Raw genomic sequence first — 25,054 nt, 5'->3', positions numbered from 1 at the left:
TGCTCCCATATATATATGGTTTATAGGGAAATAATCATAAAAATCATACCAGCCTCAAAAAAAAGTCGCTTTTGCGGAATGCAAAAGCGACTTTTCTTTAAAAGCAGGGGGAAAGCTTATTTCAACCCATACTTAAACTTATATCTTTCATACAGCTGCTTATGCTTATTATCCAGATTGATTTCCCTTCCCTGGATAAATGCCTGGGTAATCACGCTGGAACGCATGTCCATAATATCACCTGCACTGATCGTAATGTTTGCATCCTTGCCTGTTTCCAGGGTACCGGTCACCTTATCAATACCTAAAATCTTAGCGGCATTGAGGGTCACAGCACTCAGTGCTTCTTCCTTACTTAAGCCATATGCGCTGGCCGTACCTGCTTCAAAAGGCAGGTTACGCTGTTGCCAAAAACCTTCATTGCTCAGGCAAAATAACACACCTGCCTGTTGCAGCTGATACGCCAGTTTATAAGGCTGATCTACATCATCGTCCTGCATAACCGGCAGGGCATGTGGCTGTTTTAATACTACGGCGATATTATACTGCTTCAGGATGTCTGCTATGCGCCATGCATCTGCTCCACCCACGATTACCACATCAAATCCAAATTCTTTGGCAAAATCCACCGCTACCAGCATTTCCTTTACAATGTCACAGTGTATGAACAGCTTTTCATCTTTTGAGAAAAGACGGCGTACCGCTTCGAATTTCAGGTTGGTTTCTGCATGCTTGCCCTGTGCCAGGTAAACCTTTGCTTCTCTGAAGAAAGTACGTACCTGGTCGATCTTCTCAGTGGCATCTTTGATCTTATTGTTGGGAGAAGCAGGTCTGTCCTTTGGCGGGGCCGGAGGAGGCAAAAGGCTGGGCATATAGAAATGTAAGGCACCATCCTTACGGTAAGCCGCATCTTCCCAGTTCCAGGCATCCAGCTGTACCACTGAAGAGGAACCGGAGATAACACCTCCTTCCGGTGTTACCTGTGCCAGCAGAATACCATTGGAACGAAGGGTATTGATCACTTTTGAGTCGGTATTATAGGCCACCAGTGCACGTACAGAAGGATCGATCTCTCCGACTTCTCTGAAGTCGTTGGTAGATCTTACCGCTTCCACTTCGGTCAGACCCAGGTTGGTCACCGGTGCAATGATACCCGGATATACATGTTTGCCCTGCAGGTCAATTACCTTCCCTGCTCCGGTTGTGGGTACGGAGGTACCTACAGCCGTGATTTTGCCATTGGAAAATGTCAGTACGCCTTTCTCAATAACCTGCCCGTTGCCTACGTGAATAGTCGCATTGGTCAGTACTACGGCTTCCTGCTGTTTCCCGGCCGGATAAATCGTTTCCTGCGCCATGGCAGCCAGAGAGCCTGTGATTGAAATATATAATAGAATCAGGTGTTTCATCCATCAGTGTTTTAATTGTTACCATTTTCATCACCCAACAAACTATGCTGGTGACCTCCCTGCAGGTCTTCACAATGATAGTTATCTTCTTCAGCAGGAGCCGCCTTCTGTGTAGGCGTACCTTTCTTCTTCTCAGCCAGCATTTTGCGGATCAGGCGATTACGCTCAGCACTAATGCGCTGCCGCAGTTCCTTATCCTTTTCCCTGTCGAAGTATACAATACCATCCACGATCGTCTTATCTGCTTTTGCATAAATGCTCAATGGATCATCACTCCACAGTACCAGGTCAGCATCCTTACCAGTCCTGATACTACCTGTTTTATCCGCTACGTGCAGCAGCTTAGCAGGATTCAGTGTCACCAGTTTCAGCGCTTCCTCCTCGGTCATATCCCCATACTTGATGCTCTTGGCGGCTTCCTGGTTCAGGCGGCGGGCCATTTCAGCATCATCCGAATTGATGGCTACGGTAAGACCTACACGTTGCATAATGGTAGCATTGTAAGGAATGGCATCCTGTACTTCCATCTTGTACGCCCACCAATCAGCAAAGGTACCTGCACCGGCACCATGTGCTTTCATCTTGTCCGCTACCTTGTAGCCTTCCAGGATGTGTGTAAATGTATTGATATGGAAATGGAAAGTATCTGCCACATGCATCAGCATATTAATTTCGCTCTGCACATAAGAGTGACAGGTCACAAAGCGCTTGCTGTGAATGATTTCCAGCAGGGTCTCCAGTTCAAGATCCTTACGCTTATCCGCACCTAATTTCTCATAATCCAATGCGCGGGTAAAGGCATCCGTCAATAACTGTTCTACCCCCATGCGCGTCTGGGGGAAACGTTCTCTTTGCCTGTCACCCCAGTTGGATTGCTTCACGTTCTCACCCAGTGCGAACTTGATAAATGGATCAGCTCCTGCAAACTTGAGCGCTTCGGCATCAGCACCCCAACGCAGTTTGATAAGTTGTGACTGACCACCAATGGTATTAGCGGAACCATGCAGCAGGTGGGATGCAGTCACACCACCACTCAACTGACGATAGATATTCACATCATCAGGATTCACTACATCCGCAATACGCACTTCGGCAGTCACCGACTGTGTACCTTCATTTACCCCTCTGGAAATAGCAATATGAGAGTGCTCGTCAATGATGCCCGCTGTCAGGTGTTTTCCTGTACCATCGATCACCTTTGCACTGCCGGCAGCCAGGTTCCTGCCAATCTGAGCGATCTTACCATTGCGGACAAGTACATCTGTATTTTCGAGTTTACCATCCTGCTCATTGGTCCACACAGTGGCATTCTTAATCAGCAGATCCTGTTGTGTTGGCACGGTTTCCCAGCCATAGCCATTGAATGGGAAATAGTTATTGCCGATGAATGGCTGTGGTTTACTTTTGGTAGAATCAGTAGCGGTAAATGACTTACTTAATACAGCCTGCCAGTGAATATTATTGCCACTGGTATCCACGCCGGTACCACTCCAGCCGGTACCATCAGCAATACCTGTAAGGCGCAGCTGCGCGCTACCCTTCTTTACAGGGAAGGCGACTTTTACCAGGTCTCCTGTGAAGCTGAGTGAACCAGCTACAGTATCGGCAGCTAATAAAGACAAAGCAGGGCTAAGAGGAGTTCCTTTAACCAATACAGTATAAGTGGCGTTGCCGGGTGTCACTGTCAGGGTGTAAGTACCCCTTACATCTTTCCAGTTATCATCTTTGATGCTGTATTTCTTACCCTGCACCCAGTTTTGATAAATGACAGTATTCTCACTGAATATATTACCTGAAGTAATGAGGAAGTTGGCCAGTTTACCTGCATCAAGCGTACCTACCTGATCTTCTGCTTTCAGCAGTTTAGCCGGTGCAAGGGTCACAGCATCCAACGCTTTCTGTTCGCTCAGGCCGTATTCAATAGCCTTACGTACACTGGCAATAAACTGCTTCACATCTTTCAACCCATCTGCAGTGATGCAGAAAGGGATATTTGCTTTTTCGAAAGCGGCAGGCTCTGATGGAGCCATTTCCCAGTGTTTCATATCACTGAGTGCGACAAAGCGTGCATCTTCCGGATCTTCCACATCTATTGGCAGCGGGAAGGACACAGGAAGAATGAAAGCAGCTTTGGAGGCAATCATTTCAGGCATGCGCTGGTACTCATTACCACCTGCTCTGATAATGTATTGCACGCCGAACTCATCTCCGATCTTATCTGCCCGGAGTGCATCCCATTTATCACCTACCTCAAATATCTGGGGTAGTGACTGGTTGTCATTCCATGCCTGCAAAGACAGGTTCACACCTTCTTTTTCAGGACGGGAACGATACCACTGCGCATCGAGGTAAGTCTGGCGCAGTAATGCAATAGATCCCATCAGGGAGCTGGGATAATTCTGCGTAGAACTTCCTTTGTCAAATGAATAATGTGCGCTTGCTTTTTCTTTGATGATGGCTTTATTTTCTCTGCCATCTGCGAGGGTGACCAGTACGCCGGTACCTCTTGCGATACCATCCTGCTGATGGGTCAACACGGTACCGAAACCTGCTTCACGCAGGGTGGCAGCAGTAGCAGCATCTGTACTGAAGATGGCTGCAGCATTAACTTCGCTTTTAATGGCCTGGTTCCAGCCGTAAGCCCCTTTTGTGTTGGAGATGAACTGAGGATCATCACGGCGGCTTACACTACTTTTCTTTACAGCCTGTGTTCCATAATCGCTGTAGGCATCGACAAAAGATGGGTAGATGAACTTGCCGGAGCAGTCTATCACTACTGCATCCGCAGGAATTGCACCGGAGCCTGTACTGACAATACGCCCATTTCTGATTACTAAAGTTGCATTGGTCAATACATTGCCGGCACTCTTAACGATGGTCGCTTTGGTAAAGGCATAACAGCCTTCTCTCGGATCAGCAACGCCATTCACAGGGAAGGTCTGCTGCGCCCGGAGCTGACCAGCGGCAAACAGGCTGCCTAATAACAGGCATACGCCTGCCAGCCTTTTCCCGGTCATCGTACGGGCCTCCCTTTTGAAGGAAAGGTAGATACGGGTTTTAATCATCTTTTTCAATTGGTTTTTAGCGGTTTAGATTTGGTATCGGATTATTATCGGCACTTACTGTTCGTGATGTATAATGTTGTTCATTTGTTAAAATAAATAAATGAATTTTTGTCCACATTATATTTTATATGATTGGTATTAATATTGCGGTAATTACCTATATTTAACAAAGAAGAATCAATTCCTTTTTTTATGAAAAGATACATGATCTGCATAAGTAGTTTGCTGATGTGCCTGTTCTTAAGCGTTCATGCAAATAGTATGGCGCAGGTAAAACATAACCATGCCGTTGACAGCACCGGTAAACGTGTTCGCTGGACTGCGGAAGAAAAAGCAGACAGGATGAGCGATAAACTGGATCGCCGTCTGAATCTTACCCATCAGCAGGATGCCGATATTCATACTATCAACACCGACATCACACGCCGCATGGATGCGATCAAAAGTAATACAACACTCTCAAAGAAAGATAAAATGCAACAGGCTAAGGCACTCAACGAAGAACGCAGCCAACGCTTCAAAACAGTACTCACACCTGAGCAATATAAAAAATGGAATGACTGGGAAATGAAGAAGAAAGAACAGATGGAAGCCCGCATGGATAAGAAACAGCAAAAACACAACAACTAATTACTTACAGTACCCAATAACATAAAAATGGATAAGGATGCTTCAAAGCATCCTTATTTTTTTTCACGATGAATACTGATGCAATTTCTATTTTTAATTCCGCTGTCAGTGCCGTACAACCGGCAACGTTAATACAAAAAAGTATACAACATGATGCGGATTCAATTACTATTTGCGGCAAGTTATTTCCACGTTCTGCCGGCAGACCAATATGGGTATTCGGCGCAGGCAAAGCCGCAGCTGCCATGGCACAGGCTGTAGAAACAGCACTCCCCGACTGCCAGCTTCAGGGATTGGTGATCACCAAATACGGTCATGAATTGCCATTACAACACATCCGTCTTGCCACAGCAGGCCATCCTATTCCGGATGAAAATGGCGTAGCAGCTACACTGCAAATGACAGAAATGATCACGGGTGTACAGGCGGATGATATCGTAATATTCCTACTTTCCGGCGGCACATCTGCATTACTGGCGGATCATCCTCCCGGTGCCACGCTGCAGGAAGTGCAAACTGTTTTTGACCTGCTCCTGAAAAGTGGGGCAGACATTCACGAAATAAACACCGTGCGCAAACACCTTTCTGGTGTCAAAGGCGGCCAACTGGCATTACTCACGAACACACCTGCACTCTGCACCATCGTACTTAGTGATGTGGTAGGTGACGACCTGCATGTGATAGGCTCCGGCCCTACGGTACCAGATCCTTCTACCTTTGCAGATGCAATGGCCGTGGTGGAAAAATACCGGCTCACCGATCTGCTGCCCCTTTCTATCTACTTACACCTGGAAAGAGGTTGCGCAGGCGGCATAGCAGAAACTCCCAAACCAGGCCATCCCCGTTTCGCTCATACCAACACTTTCCTGGCAGGCACAAACCGTATAGCCCTGGAAGCAGCTGCCAATACAGCCAGGCAACTGGGTTATGATACTCACATTCTCACATCTACGCTCACTGGTGATGCAATAACAATTGCGCACTCACTGGTTGAGCAGGCAAAAGCCTGGACCGGAAAACGGCCTGCATGCCTGCTGGCCGGAGGAGAAAGCACGGTGACCGTAAAGGGCAAAGGCATGGGTGGGCGTAACCAGCAATTAGCACTGGCAGCAGGTATTGCACTGAACGGGCAGGAAGGCATTACTTTTTTAAGTGCAGGCACTGACGGTACCGATGGTCCCACAGATGCCGCAGGGGCAATTGCTGATGCTGCGATTATGCAAATAGGTAAGAATGCTCAGGAACACCTGGAACAACAGGATGCTTATCCATTTTTTAAAAAGGCCGGCGGACTGCTGATTACAGGGCCTACACAGACGAATGTGATGGATATTATAATCATTCTTCTTGTATAGTGTATAAAAACATCATTACTTCTTTATTAATTATGAAGGGAAGTCCTATTTTTGACATTTAAACCTGTATATGCGTATGTTAAGAATGGAACAGACATGGCGTTGGTTCGGGCCGAAAGACCCGGTTAGCCTGGCTGATATCAAACAAGCCGGGGCCACCGGAATAGTAACGGCATTGCACCACGTTCCAAATGGCGAAGTATGGGCTAAAGAAGAGATCCTGGAAAGGAAAGCGCTCATCGAAGCGGCAGGTCTGACCTGGTCCGTAGTAGAAAGCGTGCCTGTACATGAAGATATAAAAACTCAAAGCGGCGATTTCAAAACATACATCCAGCATTACCAGCAGTCGTTGCGTAATCTGGCAGAATGCGGCATTTATGTAGTGACCTACAACTTTATGCCGGTGCTTGACTGGACACGTACTGACCTTGCTTATACCGTGGAAGATGGTTCTAAAGCATTAAGGTTTGAGAAAGCTGCCTTCATGGCCTTCGATCTCTTCATGCTGCAACGTCCCGGAGCAGAGAATGATTACGATCCTGCCGATATCTCTATGGCGAAGGAACGCTTCGATAGTATGACGGATGCTGAAAAGACACTGCTGCAACGCAATATCATAGCCGGTTTACCTGGTTCTGAAGAAAGCTTTTCCTTACAGCAATTCCAGGAAGCCCTGGATAAGTATAAAGGCATTGATGCCACTCAGCTGAAACTGCACCTGTTCTATTTCTTACAACAGATTGCACCAGTTGCCGAAGAAGTAGGTATCAAACTGGCCATCCACCCGGATGATCCTCCATTCCCAATTCTGGGTCTGCCACGTATCGTGAGTACCGAACAGGATGCACGGGAACTGCTGCAGGCTGCCCCCTATGCCGCTAACGGTCTTTGTTTCTGCACCGGCTCTTACGGTGTTCGTGCAGACAACGACCTGCCAGGTATGGTGGAAAGACTGGGAGAACATATCCATTTTATTCACCTCCGCAGTACACAAAGAGATGCTATTGGCAATTTCCATGAAGCCAATCACCTCGAAGGCGATGTAGATATGTATGCAGTAGTCAGGAATATTCTCGCTGTCATGCATAAGCGAAATGTAAGCATTCCAATGCGGCCGGATCATGGTCACCAGATGCTGGATGACCTGCACAAACAAACTAATCCCGGTTATAGTGCGATTGGGCGACTACGGGGTCTTGCCGAATTACGTGGACTGGAAATGGGTATCGCCCGTTCAGTCTTCAACAAATGAAAGCAAACACCTTCTGCCGTACGCTGGCAATTATATAAGGTTGGGATTAGAAACGAACGCATACGTAGCTGGATAGTAACCGGCTGAACCAATAAGTAACACCCCTGAAAACAAACTACAAATGAACAGTTCACTGGATGAGCAGGTAACGCTGCATCTGGCACAACGGAAACGAAGTCTGACCAGACTATTGGGATTGTTGAAAAAGGACATGGACTGCAGGATAGTAGAAAAGTTACAACAGAAAGGATATAACAATTTTAAGCTGGGAGATCTGGTAGTATTTATCAATATTCAACCAGAAGGCATTATAAATAACGAGCTGGCCAAGAAAGCAAGAATCACCAAACAGGCGATGAGCAAAGTGGTCAAGTACCTGGAATCAGAAGGATATATTTCTACAACGAAACATACCGTCGACAACAGGGCCATTCTCATTTCACTGACTGATAATGGCAAGAAACTGCTGATAGCCGCATTTGAGACCTTCGAAGAAATTCAGGCTGAATACACAGCCATTATCGGAGATTCAGATGCGGCTGCCTTCAGGCAGGTGCTCGGTAAACTCCTCTTTACACTCCACCCGGAACTCGCATAATGGAATTTTTTCCAGATAAAGGAAAACCGGGAAACAATCTGACCACCAGACGCAACAACACAAATGAGCGCTAAACAATAGATCAGTTTTCTATAAAAGACACGCAAATAATAATTTATGCATTAAACCGACCTGGCATAACACCTCATTCATACATTATATTCAACATTTTTTAAATCCGGCATAACCATTGTAATAGATAATTTTGTCTATTGACCTTGATTACTTTTAATTTTGTCCCATAGGAAAGATTTTATGGTATCCAGCCGGATTATAAATAATGATGATGAATATATAGATGGTTTGCTGGACAGCTCCCCTGCTATTGTAGATGCCATTTACAAACGCTACTCCCGAAAGGTAAAGCACATGGTAATTGGCTGGGGAGGGAATATAAAGGAAGCAGCCAACGTGTTTGAAGAGGTCTTACTGGCCATTTACAACTACGCCCGTCATCACAAGCTATTGCTTACAAATCATTTCGAGCCGTTCTTTTTATATGCCTGCCAGCTGAAGTGGAAGCAGGAAATGATGCAGAAAGTACCCAATAAAGGCGCTACATTCCACCCGGAAGCACCCTCGCCAGGCCTGGATGCAGAACATATGAAATACGTAGAGGAAGCACTGGCATGGTCAGGAAATATCCAAGACAATGACAATACCCGCGAAGAACTGGAAGAAATGCTCGCCGATCAGCGTGAACGCTGGTTTCACACCAAGGGCAATCCAAATACAAAAATCAGTATATACGTTATCATCACCGCTATTATAGCCGCCGGTCTGGCAGGACTGCTCTTCCTGAGCCCATGGCACAAGGATGTATACAGACAGTTCTCCGGTACAGAGATGGAACATATACACAAGGAAGGGCAGGAAGCCGATACCGCCCTCCTCCTGCACGAAGCAGCCATGAGCTTTAACCACGGTCACTTCACCCATACGATCCAACTCCTGGATCAGATCCTGGCAAAAGATCCCCACCACGCTCCTGCGCGTTATTACAAAGGTGTCAGCCTGGTTGAACTGGGACAACTGGAACTAGCCCGGAAGGATCTTGGGATCGTATTTGCGGGGACTTCACCCTACCAGTATAACGCCGCATTCTATACAGCACTTAGCTATCTGAAAGAGGGCAATAAACAACTTTGCCTGGAATGGTTGCTGAAAATACCGGATAGTGCACCCATTTATTTCAAAGCGCAAAGCTTAAAAGAAGAACTGGCTGAAAAAAACTAATTCAGATGAATCATGTGCTTACTGAAGTGGATAATATTCTCTACTTCACCTTTGATCAGTTCGTAGATCTGTACTCTATCCTTCTTAATCATAATTAACTGCTGGAGAACAAGGTAGTAGGTTTCTCCATTGTGCCCGCTCATCTGGGCTTTTAAGATCTCTTTTTTTACTTCTTCAAAACCAACAGCGCCTAGCTTTTGGTAGATCACATTTAACTCTTCAATCCAATTCATGGTCATAGGTTTTTTAATAATTATTTGGAATTCATAGGGTATATAAATTTATTCAATATATAATTAATAAACAAGAGGGCTAAAAAACTTTTTTGTTAATTCTACAATTTTCACCTTTCCAGTTCGTCTATCTTTAAGATATGCCTCGGAAAAAGCAATTTATAGCGTCGCAGGATCTCAATGGTCTGTTTCCGGATATGCCTTCATTTGCCATCAAGATTATGTCAAGCCATTCACGCAGGGAAATGGCCGCACTGGCGGATGTACACAGGCACAATTACTATATGCTGTTTGTGTTGGTAGATGGTGTCAGCGCACATATGATCGATATGGAGCAGGTGACACTCAATGCAGGTGAAATGGGTCTTATTGTACCCGGACAGGTCCATCTGGCCCTGCCGCAGCAAACGGGAACCGGGTGGGGGATTGCCTTTACAGCCGATTTCCTTCCCCTTGTGTCTCTCCCCGTGACCTTCCAGGGACCTGTGACCCTGCCAGCTGATGAACTGGCAGCCGTGAACCAGATCATTTGCCTCATGGTAAAGGAGTACAATGACAAAAAGCCGCAGGCCATTCCACTGCTGCAGCATTACCTTTCTATTCTCTTACTGATCCTGCAGCGACGTAATGGGGATGTGCCTTCAACAAATAAATCGCTCCTCATCCGCTACCGGGAACTGGTAGCTGCCCATTACCTGGAATGGACCAAACCTGCACAATATGCAGAAGCACTCCACATCTCGGTCGATTACCTGAACGAAGTGGTGAGACAACATTCCGGGCAAACGGCCTCGTCCCTCATCACAGAGCGCAGAGTACTGGAAGCCAAGCGCTTACTGCTACATGCAGAAGAAAGTGTAAAGGAAATAGCCTGGCATTTACAGTTCAACGAAGTCTCTTATTTTAACCGCTTCTTCAAGCAACATACAGGCTATACCCCTGCCGCCTTCAGGGAAAGTGTACGGGATAAATCCTTATCTGACCCGGAATAGTATAACAGGCCGGGAGTGAAGCATCAATAATTTTGTACTGAATTAATGATCTCTTTTATGCAGCCGAACAATATAATACCCAATGACATGCATGCAATCAGCACAGAAAATAATGTGCGGTTACAGCGGGGGGCTGTTTCCGACTTCCTGGCCAGCCTCGCTGTAATTGAAAATCCTGCAGATTATCCATCCTATGAATCAGCCGTACAGGAAATCATAGACCTGATGCCTGTACTTCAGTTAAACGGCATATTTGCGCACCTCCGGTTGCGCTCACCCAAAGCCATCTCATTAATCACAGATCTCTTCCCGGAACTGAAAGGGGTAGTAGACTAAACATACCAGAACATATGTCTTTAAAGGAAAAAGCAACCGCCTTCCTGATGGGGAGGATGGGGAAGACTGCGCATGTGCGCCAGGTAACAGCTATTGATCATCGCTTACTGCAACTGGAAATGCAACTATCCGAACCACTTGCATGGCGGAGTTGCCAGCACCTGAAATGCCAGGTAAGCAGCACAGCACTCAGGGACTACAGTGTAGCACACTACAATGAAAATACAAGGATAGCCACCCTGCTCATCGATGCAGGCCATCCGGGCAGCGGCAGTGAGTGGACCCGGCAATTAGCTCCCGGGGATCCTGTATCCTATATGGGCCCTGGTGGCGGAATGCACCAACCCACCGGCGCTTCGCAGCTGGTATGCATAGGTGATGCCAGCGCTATGGACATATCCTGTCTCTCTATCACCGCAGGCACCCGGATCAGGGCTTCCATACCCTGGCTATAGACGAAGATCCCCTGCCTGCACAAATCATGGGCATGCCGGTACGGTTCTCTGATGGACTGGAAAAGGACGTAGTCAGCTGGCTGGACAAACTCCAATTACCCTCACATGATACTACCTTTTATGTCGCTGGTTATATTCCGATGGTGGTTCAAACAAGAAAGTTGCTCAGTCAGTTGGGCTGGAAACAGGTAAAAGCGGCGGGGTTCTGGAAATAGCGGAGGCAGCATCAGCTACCTACCAGTCTTTCCTGCATGGCTTTGACAATAGCAGAGGAACGGGAATTTACATCCAGTTTACGATAGATGTTCATGATATGTGAACGTACAGTGCCGACACTGATATGACAGTGCTCGGCTATTTTTTTGTAGGTATCTCCGCTCACCAGGCAATCCAACACCTGAAGTTCCCGGTGAGAAAGTCCATACTGCATAGGGACCTCTTCCGGTTTACGGTTAAAAAAAGTGAGTACTTTCTGAATGGTTGCCGTATTGGTCTGGACAGAAGCTTCATACAGTTGGGCAAAACATGCACTCAATGAAGCTGGTGCCGGTATAGGTTCATGCTTGTTGGTAATGGTGGTGATAGCTGTTTCATTATTTCGAACAGAGAATAACAGTACATTGATATCGGGATAGGCTGCTTTTAGAATATTGGCGGCTTCGGTTGCTGTTAATCCGGGAATATCACTATCCATGAACACAACATTGCTGATATCTTTTGCCAGTTGCTGTACCAGGTGTTTAGAATCCCCATGTTCTCCTCCTTCCGCCCCTAAAGCATCCTCCCCGCTGGCCTGCCCAGTGCTGTTGCGCCGCACATTTTTCATATTGTTTTTTTTGGGTTTGTATAAGTTGCGAAAACCTTAATTTCCGGTACTGCAAGTGTCGTTAAATTGGTTTACTAGTATGGCTGTAATGGAATAAATACACGGTCTCACATACCGAAACAAATTTGAAACAAATACCCGCAGTAGTCAATCCGATAAGTATATGATTTTTCAATAAATACTAATAAACAATTGTTTGTATATTAAAGAATACCGAAAAAGAATAAAATCATTCAAACGTAAGCCTGCTATTGATTTAGGGATGTAGGCAGGGAGTCGTGGAATAATACCAATTTACTCATAAAATTGGAGGCCCCCAAATAGTAAAACAATATGAAAGGAAAAGAAAAAAAGCTGATCTCTGATTCCGTACCACAATATTAACTGTAAAAATTTATGGATTATAAAAATGAGGGTGCCTTAACAATCGGTTAACCACTAGATCAAAACATTATCTCTAATTTTGATATATCGTTCAAACATTAGTGACTGACTAAAAAATTAAAAACGTTACAGTATTACTCATTGACACGAGCTGTAACGGGTTGACATGTGAATGTTCTGGCCCTTACCGTATGGTGAGGGCCGAATTTTTTTATAGCCCGGATGAGAAAGAAAAACTAGCAGGTAACTTAACAGAAACCTGCGTACAGAAGCTTATGAAATCTAAACCGTCTTATGAGAAAAAAGGTAATTGCGAATTTTTAGGTGCTACATATACAGTTTTGCCTGTGCGGGATAAGAGGCAAGACAAACTCCATATAGTTTTTTTTGTAGCGGCATGGAAGGTAGGAAGAGTTTCTTCAAATTCGGTTAACGTACAGTTAAGAACATAGTTAATACGGCGTTAACTGCGGAATAACATACTCCGCAGTAACGCACGTTCCGGTTAAGGACATACCTGGCCCAATCCTGTAGAAGGACGGTGCAGGATAAATAAGCCGGTTTGAATAATAAGGCGTGTGAATTGGGTTACACAGTAGGAAGGGGTTACACCATCCAAAAGAGAAGGTTCGTCACAAGCGCTAAAGTTAGATTCTTCACAAATCGAATATTGAAGCCTCCTTTTTCCGAGTAGTAATAGCTCTCCTTATAGCGGTCATATGCTATAGGTGCGCCCAGTTCTTTCATCATCTTTAAAAATTCAAATAATGTTCTTTCGGAAATCCTTAACCTTTTTGCAAGGTGAGCGGGCTTTCCTGTGCCTTTGATCCTGATCAGGTAATCAATGGTTTGCAGTCTTTCAAAATAACGTTTAGGCATGCTGGCATAGTGGGGTTTACAATGTACTTGAATAAAAATTTTAAGTCACTCGTTCCAGGTCTGCAATGGATTCTTCCTTGCTGATTTATCGGATAGCCTTTACAATGTTGTGTCTTCTGTATCGATCCCTTAATTGGTGAATGCTGTTTTAACGGTTACAAAACTTCGCTTAGCTCCATCCCTATCGTTAACAGGAATATAGGGACTGCCCTTACTGGCAGTCAAGAACGCATTTTTCATAAACTTATATTTTGAGGGTGTAAGATCAAATTTTAATACAGGATAGCCTGCCTGCAAGCTAAAAAATTCTACTGCTATTTTGTTGCAGCTGCGCCTTATTTTCCAATCACTTTCATTAATAAAAAAATAAACTCCCCCGGTTGAAACCTGGGGAGTTTTCATCAAAAACCAACCATTAAAAGGCTCGTCTGCAAAGGGTTTCAGCACTTCCGCGCACCCGCCCGTTGCAATATTCTGAAGAAAGTTTTTATCCATTATAGTTTTTCGTGTATTCGCTTTAAGATAAAATTCTTACGGGTAGAGACCCGAAAGAGGTTTCCATGGCTGACAAATGTGGTACAAATCCTTTTTTTCTACTTTACATTACTACGTTGTAATGATACATTACCGGACCGAGAAATTAGTTAATAAGATGTTAACGAATAAAAATAGCTGCAAAAAACCTTCTTAACAGAATGATCTGCAATTATTTACATACATGTAATGGTATAACGTTTTAGCAAAAAAGATCAGGAGCGTTAACTGGTTGTTAAGCAGAAAAATTAGGCGATCGCATAAGTTTTCCTGATAAAAAAAAACGCCCTTCCCGTAAGGAAGAGCGCTCCAGGTATTTATCACTTCATCACCTTGGTCCCCAGTGCGACACCATCTGTGTCACCACACCCGTCGCATCATCATTGTAATGATGCCCGCCAGGTAAGACCAGCGATTTATAATTCGTTATCGTCAATGCATGCAGGTCAAAATCATTCTCGTCCTTCCCAAAGATCAGCAACAATGGCTTATTCGTAATCGTATTCATCGCCGCCGGTACATTCAGCGCTCCCGGCGTTGAACTCTTTCCCAACATATCCGCTACATGTACCACCATATCCGTACTCGCTGAAGGTGACATAAACACCAACGATAAAGTCTGGCTCTGCAATGTTCCACCCAGATGCTGATAAATGAAAGGCAGTACATCCGCTCCCATAGAATAACCTACCAGCAAAAATGAATGGTTGTTCCACTGGTTACCATAATACTGTAACAAAGCCGCTACATCCGCACCCGCCTGTTGCGGTGTCTTCTTACTCCAGAAGTACTTCAGGGAGTTCAACCCTATCACCGGATAACCTTTTGCTGACAACGAATTCACCATATCCGCCGCAAACTTCTTCATCCCCCCGTCTCCCGTCAGGAACAATATTACCGGATGCTGATTGCCTGCCACAGGTGCCTTCACCGTAACCGGCAGTTTACTGATATCCGTTTGCGCATGGGCTGTAGCCATTATCAGACTCAGTACTCCCATTAACCATAATCCTTTCACCATCGTACACGTTTTTATGATCAAGCCTTCATTACTTTACTCAATGCAGCCGGGAGCTGTATCAGGTCAAAATCATGTTCATATACAAGGTACTTGTTCGTCCAGTCCGTTGCATACTTTTCCTTGAATTCTCTCAGGCCATGATAATGACGGAACGCTTTAATCTTCTCGTAGGCAAACTTTACCACCTGCTCAGCCGTATTCTGCGGTTGCTGGATACCCGACATAGGCACCAGGCCCAGATTCAGATACTGTAAACCCTGATCTTTCGCATCCTGTATCAATGCTATGATCAGCGAATCCATACAACCACCAGGTGCCGCCGTACGCTTACGAATCAGATCATAAGTACACTCCCCGGGAGCATAGTCAGGAATAATATTCAAAAATGCTGCCACCTGTCCGTTTGCATCCGTTACCGTAATCACATCCTGATCCCTGATAGCATCTATATCAAACAATCCCTGGGAGAAAGTCATCTCTTTCACATCATAATCCACCAGCCATTCATCACTTACCTCTTTCAGCTCCTGCACCAGCTCAGGACTCAATGGAGCCCGCTGTATAGCCGTTACATACCCTTTCGCAGCCAGACTATTCAAGCCATTTCGCAAAGATTTTTTATCCTTTCCACTCAGTGTAAATGCCGTTACATCCACAATTCCCTCCTGCCCTATCAGGATCTTCTTTTTCCGCAGGTGTTCAAAATAATACATACTTTGTTCATCCACCCTGTAGAATGCAGGCTTCAGTCCCATCTTCTTACATTGCTCCTCAAATTCATGGAGCATTGCCAGTTTTGCATCTTCCGCACATACCGGCTCCTCCAGTACAATAGCAAAACTGCTGGCCACCCTGTAGGCAATAAACCCCTCGTATTTTTCAGAGATGAAAAGCAACTTATCTTCTCCTACTTTAAAGTAATCCATTGCTGAACTACCGTATTGACTCAGATAATATTGCGCCTTCTCCATCGCCGCATTAGTATGCTTGCCCGTAGGCAGATAAGGGCGGATAATGGTATAAAACAGGAAAGCCCATGCACCTACACCCAATACCCTGATAGCACTTAAGAATTCCCGTCCAAAACGCGTCACCGGTTTCAAACCATCGTCTTCCAGCAAAAGGAAACCATGGAATGATGCTCTCAATGAACGCAACAAAGTAAAGTCCATTCCAAAATGCTTCACATTCAGGAAATAAAACCCGATGGTACCAAAAATTAATACCACCAGCAGTGTTGCTACGGCCGTTACGACCCCTATATTTACCAGTTGACGGTTACTCTTAATCCTGTATTGCCTGGCCGTAATCAGCAGAATAAAAGCTGTTAACAATGCCAGTGATGCCTCTTCATAGTCCAATGCCTTACTGATATGCCCAATTGCGGATAACACCGATACCGTCAGCGCTACAATCCAGGCACTGCGCAATCCCCTGAAGAGGAAAGTGGCCGTGACCAACAGTACCAGCCCAAGGAACACCACAAGCAGGTTGGATGCATGAATACTTTCTGTAGGAATATAGCCTCTCAGCACGCGCAAACGATTCGCAAGCGGAGGCGTTAATACCGAAAAAATATTCACCATGCCCAATAGAAAAATCAATACTGGTGGCACTAAGCGCAACACCAGGTGACGACTCTTCAGGATAAAAGCAAACACACCTGCCAGCAAAGGCAGCCAGAATTCGAACAAACGGTATAATAAGGTGATTTCCAATGCCTGCAGGGAGGTAAATCCATAATTGGTAAGCAGGTAAGCCAATGAAAGCTCAATGGCACCCAATCCCCGCAGGAAAGGTGATACGATCAGGAAAATAGTAGCTACGATGTAGCCCACACAGGCAGCCTCCAATGATGGATGTGCGCCAGTAGCCAACATGCTCAGGTATAAATGAGCGATGCCTGCCAGCTCAATACCGGCAGACACCAATACAGTTTTTACAAATGCAGGGCGGTTCAGGTTGAAAGCAAAGATCTCATCTACATGCTCCATCACCCCAGGCAGGTATTTAGCAAGCAGATTATAAGCGGCTCCCCGCGTCTGGATAGAACGCACTATCCAGACTACGCCTGCCAGCACTGCACAAATTGTCACCAGTCCCCCTACTGCTTCCAGCATGGATTCGTCGTGCAGTATTGCATACCCCACCACCGGCAATCCTACTACAAATACAGAAAAGATGCCTACAAATCCATAAATCCCGGAGGCCTGATGAATCTGTTGTTTATTGATCTGGCTACGCTTCAGACTTTGTGGCATGTAAGCCAATGAACTTACCCCACCTGCCGGCAGAAAAATACTGAGCAAATTACGCTTCAGGAACAATTCAGTTCCTCTCCCAATGTCCAGCTTACTCCCTACAGAACGGAAACTATATAGATACATCCATGCCTGCAGAAGTATATATCCTACAGTGAGCACGATGCCGATGACTACCCAGAAGCGGTCCGCCCGCTCTATAGCTGGCATCAGGGAATATAGTTCATGACGCTGTTGCCTGAAAAAATAAATAGCCAGCAAAATAAACAGTACAGCCAGCATTTCCTTCCAATGCAGTTTACGCAACAACGGACCTAATTTGATCTTGTCTTTCAGAGGCATTACAGGTAAAATTTTATGTATAGCATGATCCTTACTTAACACACAAAACTACGTGTAAGTTGAAAGGCAATAAGGATATGGTAAACAGTTTAATTGAATTTTAATGCTTTTCCTTCCTGTATGGCACAACCAGCACAGGTATAGAAGCATGACGGATCACGAATTCCGCAGTGCTGCCGATCAGCAAATGGTCCAGACCGGTGCGCCCATGTGTACCAATTACAAGCATTGTCGCCGCTTCTTCTGCAGCCTGCTCCAGGATATCTTCTTTTGGATTACCTAAAGTAGCCGTAACAGATACGGTTACATCAGGGTAATGTTCCCTGTAGGTTTCAAGATGCGCAATAATATCCTGCAGACGGCCATTCAGCTCATCAGCTGAAGGACTAACTGTTTCGATCACAGGCACTACCTCTGTGTTCTTGTCCAGGATAGAAGTGATGGTTACAGGAGATTTGGTGCTCCGCGCGAGTTCCATACCAGCAGCAATAACACTGGCTGTATAGCTGCTTAGATCTACAGCTATCATGATTTTTGACATAGACAATCGGTTTTTAAATGCAGATGTTTGTTGTGGTAGGCTTAGGTAAGGGTGTATTATGAGACAAAATTACTATAAGTAGAGGGATAAAACAAAAATGGGTTCCACCTTCCGCAGAACCCATTCTCAATTACTTCCTATTATTATTTATTCTCAATAGAAACCGATCTGCTCCCCCTACCTTTCACATCAAACACTTTCAATTTAATTGTTCCCTTCTCTCTAATGGGACCTGTATATACTTTACTCTTTCCATCGGGTTCTTTTCCATTACTGGTGTACCTGATCACAAACCCCGGCAATTGCACATTCGCTACCACTGCCCCATCTACTACTCCCGCACCGGCTGTAGGTATCCGATAGTTATATCCGCCATTGTAATAACTCAGCCTCACCAACTCTTTCTTACCCAGTGTATTGGCAAATGCGCTCCACGCTTTCGCATATAAATCAGCACTTAAGGTACTATCTTTCACCTGTGCCCACTGCGGATCCGCAGCCCAGGCTCTCTCTGCCAGTCCTAACAACTTAGGCAGAATCATATACTCCATTCTCTCTGCATTTTTCACCGTTTCACTCCACAACAATCCCTGTACACCTGCTATATTATCCGCACCATAAGCAGTTAACCGTTGTTTATCCTTAAAGATAGCCGGATCCAACCGGTTACCCAATGCATCTACTTTTGAGTTCTTATAGTAATCCAGCGGAATGAAATAGAATGGCTTATCCACATCTACAAATCCTCCCCAGTAAAAACCCGGTTCATCAAATGACTTCATATAAGCCATATCGAAGTACATATTACTCACACCAGACAATACTACTTTGTAATTCGCATTTGCCAGGCGGTAAGGCAGATCTTCTGCACCACCTCCCATTATATTGTTCCATACATCCACCATCAGGTTTTCACCGCTAAATCCCGGATTTGGCATGCTGAATGGCTTGCCATCCAGTGTAGTCTTACGCATACCCAGTTCTTCCCAGCCATACAGTTTCAATCCGCGGTTTTTCAGCAAAGTATTCACCTTACCATAGTAGTAATACCACAAATCATTTACATCACGAAGACTCTTATCTTTTTCCATCAGTGCCTTCACAGCAGGTGAACCCGCCCACACACCGGCAGGGACCTCATCCCCACCCATGTGTACATATTCCAGCGGCAGCCCGGCTTCTTTATACATACCCTGCACTTCTTCCACCACCTTATCCAGGAAGTGATAAACTGCCGGCAAGGCCACATTGATCACGTTGTCATTCCAGTTCTGCACTGAGTGATATACTGATTCATCTTTCGGATCTGATAATAAATATTCTGCTGCTGCGGCCTGTTGTCCGGCCTTCGATAATTTCTCATAGCGGGCCTTCATCGCTACCACTGCAGCACGCGCATGACCCGGTGTTTCAATTTCCGGTATCACAGTAATGTGTCGCGCTGCTGCATAATGCAGGATGTCAATAAAGTCCTGCTTTGTATAATAACCACTGCCCGCTTCATTGTTCACATCAGGACCTGAACCATATGCAGGTTGCAAATGATCTTTCTCATCCAGCGTATGACCACGATGTGCCCCCACAGCTGTCAACTCAGGCAGGGAAGGGATTTCCAGTCGCCAGCCTTCATCATCCGTCAGGTGAAAATGCAGTACATTCAATTTATAAAGCGCCATCAGGTCCAGCAGACGATAAATATCTTTCCTGCTATGGAAATTGCGGGCCACATCGATCATAAATGCACGGTAACCAAAGCGGGGACCATCTTTTACATTTACAGCAGGGATGCTCACCTTCTTTTGTACACCAGCCCATGCATTGGCCGGAAACAGCGATTTCAGTGATTGAATACCATAAAAAATACCAGCACCTTCACCAGCCTTAATCTGTACACCAGTGCTGCTTACGCTGAGTGTATACTCTTCAGGTGCCAGACTGGCATCTGTGGATAATGTAATGGTGGCATTTCCACTATTGCCAACCAGTGGTTCCTTACCAAATATAGTTTTCAGCTCTGCTGCCAGGTAAGCAGCTTCCTTTACAAACGCAGCATCTGCACTTATAGTCACAGCTGGTGTCAATACCAGTTCGCCGCTACCATTCGAGATTTCAAGGGGTGTAGGGAATACCTTAGGCAATTCTGCCACAGGTACATCCGCTGTATTCTTATTCTGTTCGTAAATATCCTGTGGGGTGATCAGGCCAATTTTATCTCCCGGAAAACGCAGGTATTGTTTAGGTTGTGTAGAAGGTCGTACATTTAAAGCAGGAACACTATATCCTTTCGCTGGTTCCTTATCCCACACGAGGTACAGCCCATCCGGTGCATCGGTAAAATTCACAGCCCATGCTTCGCCAATGAGAGACACACGGATAGAATCGCCCGGAGCAATGCCCTTACTTTCGCCGGTAGGAGTCAGTTTATACAGGTCACCATTCACATGCGCAGCACTCACACCACCGGTGGTAGGACCAGGAGCTACAGGTCTCACAAAGTTGAAATACAATTGCCAGCCCTGAGCAGGAAATGCAGTGCGGCCGGTATTGACAATCGTGAAGACAGATAAAAACTGCGCTTTGCCCTGATAGTGATTTTCCCCTACTTCCCAGGATACCTTCAATTGCGAAGCATCAAATGGTGCCTGCGCCCAACTCTTGGTGGTTGCTGCTGTAAACAGGCCACATACCAGTAAAAACCTCCTTAAATGCATATTCAGTTGATATTAATCGCCCTAATATAAGGCTATACTGCTGCAAAACAAACATAATCTACACAAACCGGGTCGCCCGCAAAAAGTCGATATATATAATTTCTCCTATCTTTAACTACTCATCAAAAAGGAAGATGGTTTATGAAAGGATTTTTTGCTTTTACGGTAGGCAGTCTCGCGCTTATATGCTGCGGAGGCTATTTCTTTCCCTGGGTATTGTGGCTATTAGTAGTGATCATTCCACTTATTATCCTCGGATTTGTTGACATTCTCCAGAAGAAACATGCCATTATGCGCAATTACCCTATTGTGGGCAGGATGCGCTACCTGATGGAAGATATACGTCCAAAGATCTACCAATACTTTGTAGAAAGTGACATCGACGGCAGCCCTGTAAACAGGGTGGACCGCTCTACTATTTATCAGCGTGCGAAGCGCGAACTGAACTCACAACCTTTTGGTACTCAATTCAACGTATATGCTGAAGGTTATGAGTGGATGGCCCATTCCATTCAGCCACGCTCATTCGATACCATGAACAAGGACCCCCGCGTGACTATCGGGGGCGCAGATTGCCAGCAACCTTACTCTGCCAGCATTCTCAATGTATCTGCTATGAGTTACGGCTCCCTGAGTGCCAATGCGGTAGAAGCCCTGAATGGGGGTGCAAAAATCGGCAACTTCGCTCACAACACCGGCGAAGGTGGTATCAGTGAGCATCACCTGAACCAGGGTGGTGACATCATTTGGCAAATCGGTACCGGTTACTTCGGCTGCCGTGACGAACAGGGTAATTTCGATGAGAAATTATTCGCACAGAATAGTGCAAGGCCACAGATCCGCATGATTGAACTGAAGGTATCTCAGGGTGCAAAACCAGGCCATGGCGGTATCCTGCCAGCGTCTAAGAACACGCCGGAGATCGCAGCTATCCGCCATGTGAAACCACATACCACAGTGGCCTCCCCTCCTTATCACACCGCCTTCAATACACCGCGCCAGATGGTGGAATTCATCAGCCGCATGCGTACCCTGGCAAATGGTAAACCTGTAGGATTCAAACTCTGTATCGGCCAGAAAACTGAGTTCCATGCCATCTGTAAAGCCATGCTGGAAACAGGCTGCTACCCTGACTTTATCACCGTAGATGGTGGTGAAGGTGGTACCGGTGCTGCGCCTCCTGAGTTCAGCAACTCTGTAGGGATGCCGCTGATGGATGCCCTCGCATTTGTACACGATACCCTGAGAGGCTATAATATCCGACACAAAGTAAAGGTAATTGCCTCCGGTAAGATCCTGACTGGTTTCCATATACTCCGTGCCCTCGCATTGGGTGCAGATGCCTGCAACAGTGCAAGAGCAATGATGATGGCCATCGGTTGTATCCAGGCATTGATCTGTAATACCAACCGTTGTCCTACAGGTGTAGCTACGCAGGATAAATGGTTGCAGGCGGGCCTGGTTGTAGATGATAAAAAACACAGGGTAGCGAACTATCACCAGGACACGATTGAAAGCGCGATTGAACTCGCTGCTGCTGCCGGACTGGAAACACCGCATCATATCACCAGGAGCCATCTTTCCAGGAGGGTGTTTATGAACCAGGTGAAGACATTCGAAGAGATCTATCCGGGTATGGAAGTAGGTGCTTTACTGAATACCGAAATGATGGAGAAAATAAGTATAGACAACTGGTAAATTCTAAAAAAAACGCTTCGGCTAAAAATCCGAAGCGTTTTTTTTATGAGTCTTATTTTATGCGAATGGTAAATAATTGTGTCGGTAAATCTCCCGGTGTTAATCCTGATAAATCCACCACAAAATCCTTCCCTACCTGCTTCCCACTCACCTTCTTTGCACATCCCAGGATGCTCACCTGCGCTTTCTTCGAAGGCATATAGTTTTTAATTTTCACCTGCGGTACATACGCCGGAACCACCGCATACAGTGTGGTCCCTTTCTGTGTAAAGAACATTTCCACATGTGCACGATCCTTTGCAGGTTTAATCAGGTTTGAAATGCTATAATCTGACATGAAATTAGACTCCTTCAACTCAGGCACCTTCCCCTCACTCCACTGTCTTGTTTCTTTCCACGTTTTAGTATCAAAAATCGCCTCACCATTCACATCCAGCCAGGCCCCGATATCAATCAATCTTTGCTGCATAATCACCGGGATACGGCCATCAGCAGTAGGCCCGATATCCAGCAGCAGGTTACCGCCTCTTGATACAATATCTACCAGCATCAGTGTCAGGTCCGCACTCTTCTTATAGTCATCCACATTCTCCATGCGGTTATAGCCATAAGACTGTCCTATACCCTGACTCTCCTCCCAGATTACGCCCGGCTGCATACCACTTCCATACTCAGAAGTCAGGTAAGTAGCACCATTATGTTTTCCACGAGTATTACTCCCCCAGCGATCATCGACCACTACTTCATCCTTCACAGGCGATTCATTATACAACCATGCCAGCAGCGATGTACTGTGCCATGCAGTGTCAGATAGTTCCCACTCACCATCAGAGAAAATTACGGAAGGTTTATACTTCGTCACCAAGTCTTTGAACTGAGGGATCATCACCTGGTTAATATATTGCTGTTTATCTTTCTTCCAGAGAGGATTGAACCATTCGTACAGGGAATAATAATATCCCATTTTCAAGCCGGCTTTACGCACAGCATTTGTCAGGTCACCCAGCAAATCTCTATGGGGAGTTCCCTGGACAGCATTCCAGGTACGACCCCAGCTTTCATTGGCCTGCTGGTTATCCCACAAAGCATAGCCTTCATGGTGCTTGGAAGTGAGCACTACATACTTTGCTCCTGAGCGACGGAAGATGTCCGCCCACTGGTCAGGATTAAACATAGAAGCAGTAAACTGTTTTTCCAGGTCCTGGTAAGGCACATCCTTACCATAGTTCTTATCGTGGAAGGCACGGGTCGCATCGTGCGGACCATCGGTACGGCCATCCAGCTGGTACCAGTACCATTCTGAATACCCACCCGGACCTACAGGTGCATAAGAGGGCACAGCATATACCCCCCAGTGTATGAAGATGCCAAATTTAGACTGATTGAACCAGGCCGGAATACCACGGGTCTCCAGCGAAGCCCAGTCGGCGGTATATTTCTTTTGTCCTATAACAGTGGAAGCGCATAACAATAATGCAAACAGGTAAATAAGTGATGGTTTCATACTCAACAAAATAAAAAAAGCCGGTCACTTTCGCAACCGGCTTTCTATTTTAAAAAGCGATCATTTTACATTTCCAGCGCACTCGCCGCAGCTTCATCCACAAACCAATGCAGCTCACCATCCTGCGGTCTGATTAACTGAGAAGGGAATTTCTCTGCATCAAAAGTACCTTCTATCACACTCTTCAGGGTCAATGCCTTGCCGCCGCCAGTTGCCATAAATACTACACATGCTGCCTGGTTCACCACTGGTGCAGTCAGCGTAATGCGGTACATATCCTGGGCTTGCAGCCAGAAAGCATTTACCCATGCCTTTTTCTCATTCACTATTGGCAACCCGGGGAAGAGAGACAGCGTATGGCCATCATCACCCATCCCCAGCAATACCAGGTCGAAGGTAGTGTCTGAATCCTTGAAATATTCCAGCAGAATCTCTTCATATGCTGCTGCAGATTCCTCTGGCTTGATGTCGGTGCGCATCACATGAATATTTTCCTTAGGTACCTTCACCACTTCCAGCAGACTTTCAAATGCCATGCGGGCATTGTTGCGGTCATCTTCAAACGGCACTACCCTTTCATCCCCCCAGAAGAAATGAATTCTCTCCCATGGAATCATCTTGCTGTAAGGCTCCTTAGCCAGTAAGTGATACAACGACTTAGGCGTACTGCCACCGGATAGTACAAATGTAAAAATGTCCTGATCCTGCAATACTTCCTGGATATAGTTGCTGATCCATGCTGCCAGGTTCTCGCTCAGTTCCTGGGTATTCTTGGCAATATGTAATTCCATG

22 protein-coding genes are annotated in these 25,054 nt (G+C 45.8%); 10 read left to right on the top strand and 12 right to left on the bottom strand.

What is annotated here, in order from left to right; genetic code table 11:
* Nucleotides 1-116 precede the first annotated feature (116 nt).
* Nucleotides 117-1,409, bottom strand: coding sequence for an amidohydrolase family protein (locus tag DXN04_RS00360; RefSeq protein WP_116851354.1), 1,293 nt, complete (start codon nucleotides 1,407-1,409; stop codon nucleotides 117-119).
* Between the two features lie 11 nt (nucleotides 1,410-1,420).
* Nucleotides 1,421-4,474, bottom strand: coding sequence for an amidohydrolase family protein (locus DXN04_RS00355; RefSeq protein ID WP_233525491.1), 3,054 nt, complete (start codon nucleotides 4,472-4,474; stop codon nucleotides 1,421-1,423).
* Nucleotides 4,475-4,666: 192 nt separating this feature from the next.
* Between DXN04_RS00355 and DXN04_RS00350 the strand changes: the two genes are divergently transcribed.
* The 5 genes from DXN04_RS00350 to DXN04_RS00330 all read left to right on the top strand — a co-directional run bounded on the left by DXN04_RS00350 (nucleotide 4,667) and on the right by DXN04_RS00330 (nucleotide 9,545).
* On the top strand, nucleotides 4,667-5,104 hold the full coding sequence (locus tag DXN04_RS00350; RefSeq protein WP_147319804.1) for a hypothetical protein: 438 nt from the start codon (nucleotides 4,667-4,669) through the stop codon (nucleotides 5,102-5,104).
* A gap of 68 nt (nucleotides 5,105-5,172) precedes the next feature.
* The gene (locus DXN04_RS00345; RefSeq protein WP_116851352.1) at nucleotides 5,173-6,459 is read left to right on the top strand and encodes a glycerate kinase type-2 family protein; all 1,287 of its coding nucleotides are present in this window, start codon (nucleotides 5,173-5,175) and stop codon (nucleotides 6,457-6,459) included.
* A 76-nt stretch (nucleotides 6,460-6,535) separates the two neighbouring features.
* On the top strand, nucleotides 6,536-7,711 hold the full coding sequence (gene uxuA, locus DXN04_RS00340; RefSeq protein ID WP_116851351.1) for a mannonate dehydratase: 1,176 nt from the start codon (nucleotides 6,536-6,538) through the stop codon (nucleotides 7,709-7,711).
* 121 nt (nucleotides 7,712-7,832) lie between these two features.
* Nucleotides 7,833-8,309: a MarR family winged helix-turn-helix transcriptional regulator gene (locus tag DXN04_RS00335; protein WP_116851350.1), complete on the top strand. Its 477-nt coding sequence runs from the start codon at nucleotides 7,833-7,835 to the stop codon at nucleotides 8,307-8,309.
* Nucleotides 8,310-8,543: 234 nt separating this feature from the next.
* Nucleotides 8,544-9,545, top strand: coding sequence for a tetratricopeptide repeat protein (locus tag DXN04_RS00330; protein ID WP_147319803.1), 1,002 nt, complete (start codon nucleotides 8,544-8,546; stop codon nucleotides 9,543-9,545).
* Here the strand turns inward: DXN04_RS00330 and DXN04_RS00325 are convergent.
* Nucleotides 9,542-9,778 carry a hypothetical protein gene (locus DXN04_RS00325; RefSeq protein ID WP_143708711.1) on the bottom strand — a complete coding sequence of 79 codons (237 nt, stop codon included), beginning with the start codon at nucleotides 9,776-9,778 and terminating at the stop codon, nucleotides 9,542-9,544. The genes DXN04_RS00330 and DXN04_RS00325 overlap by 4 nt on opposite strands.
* Before the next feature lie 140 nt (nucleotides 9,779-9,918).
* Between DXN04_RS00325 and DXN04_RS00320 the strand changes: the two genes are divergently transcribed.
* The 4 genes from DXN04_RS00320 to DXN04_RS00305 all read left to right on the top strand — a co-directional run bounded on the left by DXN04_RS00320 (nucleotide 9,919) and on the right by DXN04_RS00305 (nucleotide 11,776).
* A complete protein-coding gene (locus tag DXN04_RS00320; RefSeq protein ID WP_116851348.1) occupies nucleotides 9,919-10,770 on the top strand; it encodes a helix-turn-helix domain-containing protein in 852 nt (283 codons plus the stop codon).
* A gap of 87 nt (nucleotides 10,771-10,857) precedes the next feature.
* Nucleotides 10,858-11,106, top strand: coding sequence for a hypothetical protein (locus tag DXN04_RS00315; protein ID WP_147319802.1), 249 nt, complete (start codon nucleotides 10,858-10,860; stop codon nucleotides 11,104-11,106).
* A gap of 14 nt (nucleotides 11,107-11,120) precedes the next feature.
* Nucleotides 11,121-11,561: a siderophore-interacting protein gene (locus DXN04_RS00310; RefSeq protein WP_116851346.1), complete on the top strand. Its 441-nt coding sequence runs from the start codon at nucleotides 11,121-11,123 to the stop codon at nucleotides 11,559-11,561.
* A gap of 32 nt (nucleotides 11,562-11,593) precedes the next feature.
* Nucleotides 11,594-11,776: a hypothetical protein gene (locus tag DXN04_RS00305; RefSeq protein WP_147319801.1), complete on the top strand. Its 183-nt coding sequence runs from the start codon at nucleotides 11,594-11,596 to the stop codon at nucleotides 11,774-11,776.
* 11 nt (nucleotides 11,777-11,787) lie between these two features.
* Here DXN04_RS00305 and DXN04_RS00300 read toward each other — a convergent pair whose 3' ends face one another.
* The 7 genes from DXN04_RS00300 to DXN04_RS00265 all read right to left on the bottom strand — a co-directional run bounded on the left by DXN04_RS00300 (nucleotide 11,788) and on the right by DXN04_RS00265 (nucleotide 21,060).
* Nucleotides 11,788-12,387 (bottom strand): response regulator transcription factor, encoded by a 600-nt coding sequence (locus DXN04_RS00300; RefSeq protein ID WP_116851344.1) that lies wholly within the window; start codon nucleotides 12,385-12,387, stop codon nucleotides 11,788-11,790.
* A gap of 990 nt (nucleotides 12,388-13,377) precedes the next feature.
* On the bottom strand, nucleotides 13,378-13,650 hold the full coding sequence (locus tag DXN04_RS00290) for a hypothetical protein (protein WP_116851342.1): 273 nt from the start codon (nucleotides 13,648-13,650) through the stop codon (nucleotides 13,378-13,380).
* A 129-nt stretch (nucleotides 13,651-13,779) separates the two neighbouring features.
* Complete coding sequence (locus DXN04_RS00285; RefSeq protein WP_116851341.1) at nucleotides 13,780-14,145, bottom strand: hypothetical protein; 366 nt, start codon at nucleotides 14,143-14,145, stop codon at nucleotides 13,780-13,782.
* A gap of 367 nt (nucleotides 14,146-14,512) precedes the next feature.
* Nucleotides 14,513-15,205 carry an alpha/beta fold hydrolase gene (locus tag DXN04_RS00280; protein WP_116851340.1) on the bottom strand — a complete coding sequence of 231 codons (693 nt, stop codon included), beginning with the start codon at nucleotides 15,203-15,205 and terminating at the stop codon, nucleotides 14,513-14,515.
* Nucleotides 15,206-15,222: 17 nt separating this feature from the next.
* The gene (locus DXN04_RS00275) at nucleotides 15,223-17,808 is read right to left on the bottom strand and encodes a phosphatidylglycerol lysyltransferase domain-containing protein (protein WP_116851339.1); all 2,586 of its coding nucleotides are present in this window, start codon (nucleotides 17,806-17,808) and stop codon (nucleotides 15,223-15,225) included.
* 100 nt (nucleotides 17,809-17,908) lie between these two features.
* Nucleotides 17,909-18,349: a universal stress protein gene (locus DXN04_RS00270; protein WP_116851338.1), complete on the bottom strand. Its 441-nt coding sequence runs from the start codon at nucleotides 18,347-18,349 to the stop codon at nucleotides 17,909-17,911.
* A gap of 143 nt (nucleotides 18,350-18,492) precedes the next feature.
* Nucleotides 18,493-21,060: a family 20 glycosylhydrolase gene (locus DXN04_RS00265; protein WP_116851337.1), complete on the bottom strand. Its 2,568-nt coding sequence runs from the start codon at nucleotides 21,058-21,060 to the stop codon at nucleotides 18,493-18,495.
* 141 nt (nucleotides 21,061-21,201) lie between these two features.
* Here DXN04_RS00265 and DXN04_RS00260 point away from each other — a divergent pair, with 141 nt between their 5' ends.
* Nucleotides 21,202-22,758, top strand: a complete 1,557-nt coding sequence (locus tag DXN04_RS00260; protein ID WP_116851336.1) for an FMN-binding glutamate synthase family protein — start codon at nucleotides 21,202-21,204, stop codon at nucleotides 22,756-22,758.
* 52 nt (nucleotides 22,759-22,810) lie between these two features.
* Here DXN04_RS00260 and DXN04_RS00255 read toward each other — a convergent pair whose 3' ends face one another.
* Nucleotides 22,811-24,262: an alpha-L-fucosidase gene (locus DXN04_RS00255; protein ID WP_116851335.1), complete on the bottom strand. Its 1,452-nt coding sequence runs from the start codon at nucleotides 24,260-24,262 to the stop codon at nucleotides 22,811-22,813.
* Nucleotides 24,263-24,327: 65 nt separating this feature from the next.
* A complete protein-coding gene (gene pgl / locus DXN04_RS00250) occupies nucleotides 24,328-25,053 on the bottom strand; it encodes a 6-phosphogluconolactonase (protein ID WP_116851334.1) in 726 nt (241 codons plus the stop codon).
* Nucleotide 25,054 lies beyond the last annotated feature (1 nt).

The organism is Chitinophaga silvisoli, assembly GCF_003412465.1.
Lineage (GTDB): Bacteria > Bacteroidota > Bacteroidia > Chitinophagales > Chitinophagaceae > Chitinophaga > Chitinophaga silvisoli.
This window is presented reverse-complemented; position numbering and strand designations above follow the sequence as displayed.